Origin of the sequence: Proteiniphilum sp. UBA5384 (assembly GCF_002410825.1) — a bacterium.
GTDB lineage: Bacteria > Bacteroidota > Bacteroidia > Bacteroidales > Dysgonomonadaceae > Proteiniphilum.
Window position 1 is genome coordinate 1 of record NZ_DHOS01000053.1, and the last position, 6,111, is coordinate 6,111.

4 protein-coding genes are annotated in these 6,111 nt (G+C 42.5%); 3 read left to right on the forward strand and 1 reads right to left on the reverse strand.

Annotation, left to right across the window (positions count from 1 at the left end; all coding sequences use genetic code 11):
* Positions 1 to 92: 92 nt before the first annotated feature.
* Positions 93 to 521, reverse strand: coding sequence for a helix-turn-helix domain-containing protein (locus tag B4G81_RS10775; RefSeq protein ID WP_294082369.1), 429 nt, complete (start codon positions 519 to 521; stop codon positions 93 to 95).
* Between the two features lie 414 nt (positions 522 to 935).
* Between B4G81_RS10775 and B4G81_RS10780 the strand changes: the two genes are divergently transcribed.
* The 3 genes from B4G81_RS10780 (at position 936) to B4G81_RS10790 (ending at position 6,000) form a co-directional block, all read left to right on the forward strand.
* The gene (locus tag B4G81_RS10780; protein WP_294082370.1) at positions 936 to 1,166 is read left to right on the forward strand and encodes a hypothetical protein; all 231 of its coding nucleotides are present in this window, start codon (positions 936 to 938) and stop codon (positions 1,164 to 1,166) included.
* Between the two features lie 142 nt (positions 1,167 to 1,308).
* The gene (locus tag B4G81_RS10785; RefSeq protein ID WP_294082371.1) at positions 1,309 to 4,353 is read left to right on the forward strand and encodes a SusC/RagA family TonB-linked outer membrane protein; all 3,045 of its coding nucleotides are present in this window, start codon (positions 1,309 to 1,311) and stop codon (positions 4,351 to 4,353) included.
* A 12-nt stretch (positions 4,354 to 4,365) separates the two neighbouring features.
* Positions 4,366 to 6,000, forward strand: coding sequence for a RagB/SusD family nutrient uptake outer membrane protein (locus tag B4G81_RS10790; protein WP_294082372.1), 1,635 nt, complete (start codon positions 4,366 to 4,368; stop codon positions 5,998 to 6,000).
* Positions 6,001 to 6,111: the final 111 nt, after the last annotated feature.

Consider the following 6,111-nt stretch of genomic DNA (forward strand, 5'->3'; position numbering starts at 1 on the left):
GAAGCGTTGTGTAAAAGATAGTTTGCTGTGAGGCATTCGCGATGGGAAGCCCACCGCCTTTCCGGGTGGTCGGAAAGAGTGAAATGGGAATCTTAGGGTCGCTCCTTTAACAACTGTTCCAGAAGAGCGTTTTTTTCTTTTTCCAGTTCAAGCATCCGTTCGTAGAGGGCGGTTTTCTCATTGGACAATTCGATAAAACGGTCAACAGGGTCGGGGTTGTTGTTGATTACATTGTAGTATGCGGCGCCGCTTCCTTTCTCAAAGGTGTTATTCTCAATAATCACCGTTACCGGGTCTTCTTCCAGTTCCCTGATCAGTTCGGGGACAACATTCAGTGCTTTGGCAAATCTATTAATCATCTCATCTTCCAGTTCTTTCTTCTGTTCGTAGTTAGAGATTCGCGCCTGGGTGGTTCCCATCATATCCGCCAGGACTTCCTGTTTGATCCCTAAGGTATGCCGGATACGCTTGATAGCGTGTCCGTGATGTGTGTTTTTTAAAGTCCGTTCTTTTGTTTCCATTTTTGTTGTTTGTTTTCGGAGTTGCAAAACAAAAATAGCGACTTTTGGTGAGATACGTATAATTATATCGGAGAATTGCATAATTATACTCCTGTTTTGTTCCGTTATTCACAAAGAATCTTTATTCCTTTGTTACTGAATAGTTTTAAAAAAACGGTAAATTGTTGTTGACGACAACAAACATCTTATGATGAGTTGATTAATTGTTAAAAAAAAGGTTGAAGTTGATAGTGAATCAAATTCTCTCGTACATATAAATAAAGAATCATCGAATTGTTAAAAAGTAAGCCTATGAAAACATAACAGATTAAAACGAATTATTATCTTTGTGTTGTAAAAAAACGGCACAAACTAATATAAGCGCTTTTTTGGTCTTTACTACGAATCCGCAAAATTCAAACACGAGGCCAAAGAATGGAAGCGCCCTTAGCAATAAGGGCGTGGACATTGTCTTATTCTCGTGTTAAGGCCCTTGCGGAGCCTGTAGTAAGGAATAGCGACAATCGTCCACGCCTCTTTTTTTATCCCGCATATACATTCTTTGCCTGTACGATTGCCCATTACCGCACCGGGTTTCAGTTATCTGCAAACTCTCTTCTCTCTCAGCCGGCATTGGCCGGAAATATCCGTTTGATTTTTCAATAGACGCCGACAAGGTATTTGCCGTTTGTAACGGATCGAATTAATAGCCGGCTTGTAAACATTAACATATACTATGACACATAAAGATTTTATGGGATACATAATATCGAATAATTTATCAATTAATCTAAAGCAAAGACCAGGAATGAAACAGGTAATTTTAAGTTTAACAAAAGGGATTATGCTTCTCTTGATATGGACATTCTCTGTGTGTTTATCTGCGCAAACAGTGACAGTGAAAGGAGTAGTCAACGATACCAAGGGAGAGTCATTGATTGGAGTATCTGTAATGATACGGGGAACTTCCACCGGTACCGTGACCGACTCGGGTGGAAATTTTATTTTATCGAATGTGCCTGCGGATGCGGTATTGGAGATATCTTATGTGGGAATGGTTTCACAAACGATACCTCTTGAGGGCAGGGCAACGCTTGATATTGTATTGCAAGAGGATGTGGAGGCTTTGGAAGAAGTGGTGGTGATTGGTTACGGCACGCAAAAGACGAAAGAACTGACCGGTTCGGTTGCCTCCGTAAAAGGGGATCAGATCCGGGAAATACCGGTTTCCAACGTCCTGAATTCCTTGGCCGGGACAATGGCAGGGGTTACCGTAAACACGCGAAGCGGAGAACCAGGATTGGATAATCCGACTATCTTTATTCGTGGAAAAAATACGCTGGGGAACAATGCTCCTCTGATCATCATAGACGGGGTTCCGAGGGATGGGTTGGAAAGGCTCAACCCCAACGATATTGAAAATATAACCGTACTGAAAGATGCTACGGCTGCCATCTACGGGGCACGTGCCGCCAACGGGGTGATACTTGTGGAGACTAGACGCGGACGGGCAGGCAAACCTGCTTTCAACTTTACGTACAATGCCGGTTTTCAACAAGACACAAGGGTTCCTCAAATGACTGACGCTTATACTTTCGCATCCATCCAGAACGAAATAGAAGTGCTGCACGGGAGGCCGGCTATTTTTAGTGACAGTGAATTGGAACTGTATAGAAACGGTACAGATCCGTACTATCCAAGTACAGACTGGTACTCTTATATCACGAAGAAATTCACCCCGCAAAACCGTATGGATCTTTCAGTGGATGGAGGTAATGAGAAGATGACATATAGGATCTCGCTGGGAAGAACATTTCAGGACGGACATTATAAATACGGTATCACCGAACATGAGCAGTATAACCTGCAATCGAAAATCGATGCCAATATTTCAGAACTTGCCTCGATCGGGCTAAATCTGAGAGGAACAGTGTTGGATGGCATCAGGCCTTACAACTACAACGATATATATCCACATATTTTCTTGTACCATCCTACCTGGTTTCCCTTATGGCCGGGCACGGATTATCCGGCTCCCGGTCGAGATAACGACAACCTGATCAATAGAGTAAGTGCTAACGAGGGATACAGGAAGTCAAAGAGTAAAATGCTTCAATCCACGCTCACTTACCGAATCAATGCTCCCTGGGTTGAAGGATTATTCCTTAACGGAAGTTTCAATTATGATTTCAGTAACAACTTCAACAAAGTCTGGTATGAACCGAGTTTTGTCTATTACCGGGATGAAGATACGGGTGAATATACCCGGGGAAGAACCGGATTCGGAGCGGATGACCCGAGTTTAAGCGTGGATACCGGAAACAACAGTATGTTTTTATGGAATGCCATGCTGAACTACGAAAAGCAATGGAATCAACATAGTTTTGCTGGTCTGGTAGGGTATGAACAGATGACCGGCAGTTACGACTACCTGCTCGGTTCCCGGAGCCGCTTCGTATCTACCAAAATACACGAATTATTTGCCGGAACCAGCGACAGAAACTATATGAATAACAACGGATCAGCAGGAGAATCGGCACGTATCAACTATTTCGGGAGATTAAGTTACAATTATGCCCGGAAATATTTATTGCAGTTTACATTCAGGTATGACGGCTCCCAGAACTTCCCGCGCGACAAAAGGTTCGGTTTCTTTCCAGGTGTTTCAGCCGGGTGGAATGTTTCGGAAGAGGCATTCATGGATAAAGTCGATTTTATCTCCTACTTAAAATTGAAAGCATCCTACGGAAAAATGGGAAATGATAATATTCCGGCGTACCAATACTTGGCGGCCTACGGATTTGGCAGTAATTACGTGATCGGCGATGTGGATGTAAACGGCCTTAATGCATTAAATGTTCCTAATCCCAATATCACCTGGGAGATTGCGAATACATTCAACTTCGGAATAGATTTTTATCTTTGGAACGCATTGCGCGGTGAAATCAATATTTTCAATTCGGAGAGATCCAATATACTGACTAAACGATCAGCTGTAATTCCGGAATATACCGGCCTACAATTGCCGGACGAGAATATCGGGATTGTCCGTAACAGGGGGATAGATCTTGAAATCAGTTACAATTCCCAATATAAAGGTGTCCAATATTTTATTTCCGGTAACTTCTCTTTCGCAAGGAATAAGGTTATCTTCACGGATGAAGCGCCGATGGCGGAAGAGTACCAATTGGCGACAGGGAGGCCTTTAGGATCAAGATTGCTGTATAGATCCATCGGTATATTCAAAGACCAGGCAGAGATTGAAAGCTATCCGCATCTATTGGGAGCCCAACCGGGTGATATCAAATATGAGGATGTGAATAAAGACGGGGAGATAAATTCATACGATAGGATACGAATCAATGAGACTGCTGATCCTGAAATAATATTCGGATTAAATGCCGGGATCATTTATAGGAATTTCAATCTATCGGTACTTTTGCAGGGTCAGGAAAATGCTAATTTTTTAAACACCACGAACTGGACCACTTCTCTGAGTAAAGGAGCAGGGAATTACTACCAATGGCGTGTGAAGAACCACTGGACGCCCGAAAACAGGGATGCCACGATGCCAAGGAGTTCCGAGAGCAGGGGAGAGAACACGCAACCTTCCACTCATTGGCTTATGGATGCCGGATTCCTGAGGCTGAAAAATGTGGAGCTCGGTTATAATCTGCCTGCTAACTGGATAAAGAGGTTTGGACTACAAAACTGCAGGGTCTACCTGAGTGGGAACAATCTCTTACTGATTTATGATCATATGAAAGAGATCGGGTATGACCCGGAAGTGCCTTCTCCATGGTATTATCCCCAGCAGAGGGTCTACAACATAGGTATTAATTTTACATTTTAACTTTACGACACAATGAAAAAAATAAAATATCTGAGTATACTGATTACCTTGGTGGTTTTTACAGGTTGCCATGATATCCTCGACATCGAGCCTAAAGACAGGATAACGGGGATATGGGCCAACGAGGCGCTGGTGGAGTCTTACGTGAACGGTATGTATAACAGCCTTCAGCACGGATTTAGTGAGGCTTTATGGGGTTCTCTAACGGATGAATTGCACGATGTACACAATAACGGAGGAGCATGGACTGTTCAGCGAGGAGAATTGACTTCGGACAATATTTCAACATTGGGGACAACAACTACACCTTATGTCAATAAATGGGGGTATGCTTATGCAAGGATAAGGGATATCAATGAATTTTTTGAAGAGATTGAGTCTTCCGATTTTGAGGAGGAAATCAGGGATCGACTGAAAGGTGAAATGAAATTTATACGGGCATATTTATATTCGGAATTATTGTGGAGATACGGGGATGTGCCGTTGGTCACACACGTATTCGCGCTTGACGATGATTACACGACAGTGGCGAGGGATAGTTACGATAAAGTGGTGGATTTTATCGTAAAAGAATTGGACGAAGCCGCTTTGTTGTTGGGCAATAGTGAGATTAAAAAGGGGAGGGTGACACCCGATGCTGCTTTAGCGCTGAAATCCCGTGTTCTTCTGTATGCTGCAAGCCCACTAAATAATCCATCCAATGACCGTGCTAAATGGGAAAAAGCGGCACAAGCGGCACAAGTTCTCTTAGATAAAAAGTACACACTATACCCCGATTATAAGAATCTGTTTTTAGAGGATAATGATGAAATAATATTTGCAAGATATTTCACCAAGTCTCTCAATCACAATATAAATGGAGTGTCCGGTACGAATAGTCTATACGGGGGCGGTCATAATCATCCTACTGAAAATCTTGTGATGGATTATGAAATGGTGAACGGTGAATTCCCGTACAGCCTTGATGCTTCGAACAACATCATCGTGAATCCCGCTTCAGGATACGACCCAAACAATCCTTACCTGAACAGAGATCCGAGATTTTATGCTTCCATACTTTATGACGGATGCATTTTTCAGAATCATGAGATCGAAACTTTTGACGGTGGAATCGATTCTCCCCTAAGTAGCGTGGTGCCGTGGAATGCTACCATGACAGGATATTACCTTTATAAATTTATCAATCCTTCTAAATCGGTAAATTTAAGAACCGATGATCTAAGCACCAATCCTTGGATATATTTTCGCTATGGGGAAATTCTTTTGAATTATGCCGAAGCTAAATTTGAATTGGGAGATGAAGATGCCGCAAGAAAATATATCAACCGGATTCGGGCAAGGGCAGGTATGCCTCCTGTTGACTCTTCAGGGCCCGATTTAAGAGATAAGATACGTCATGAGAGAAGAATTGAACTGGCTTTTGAAGGACATCGGTTCTTCGATGTCAGAAGATGGAAAATCCTTGAAGAGGTATCCATAAAACAAATCCTGGGGATGCAGATTAAGAAAGCCGCGAACGGAGAGAAGAGTTATACTGTAAAAGTGGTTGCGCCGGTAGCATATTATGAACAACACCACCGGTTGCCTATACCTCGCACAGAAATTGACAAAAGTGGAGGGACGTTAATTCAAAACTCAGGTTATTGAATAAGGTTTTTCTTGTCATTTTAGAATAAGAAGTATCTTTATGTAATGATTATGTGATATTTTTGCAGAAACTATTAAATCAACGAATAATGAAAGCATATCTGTCGCGCC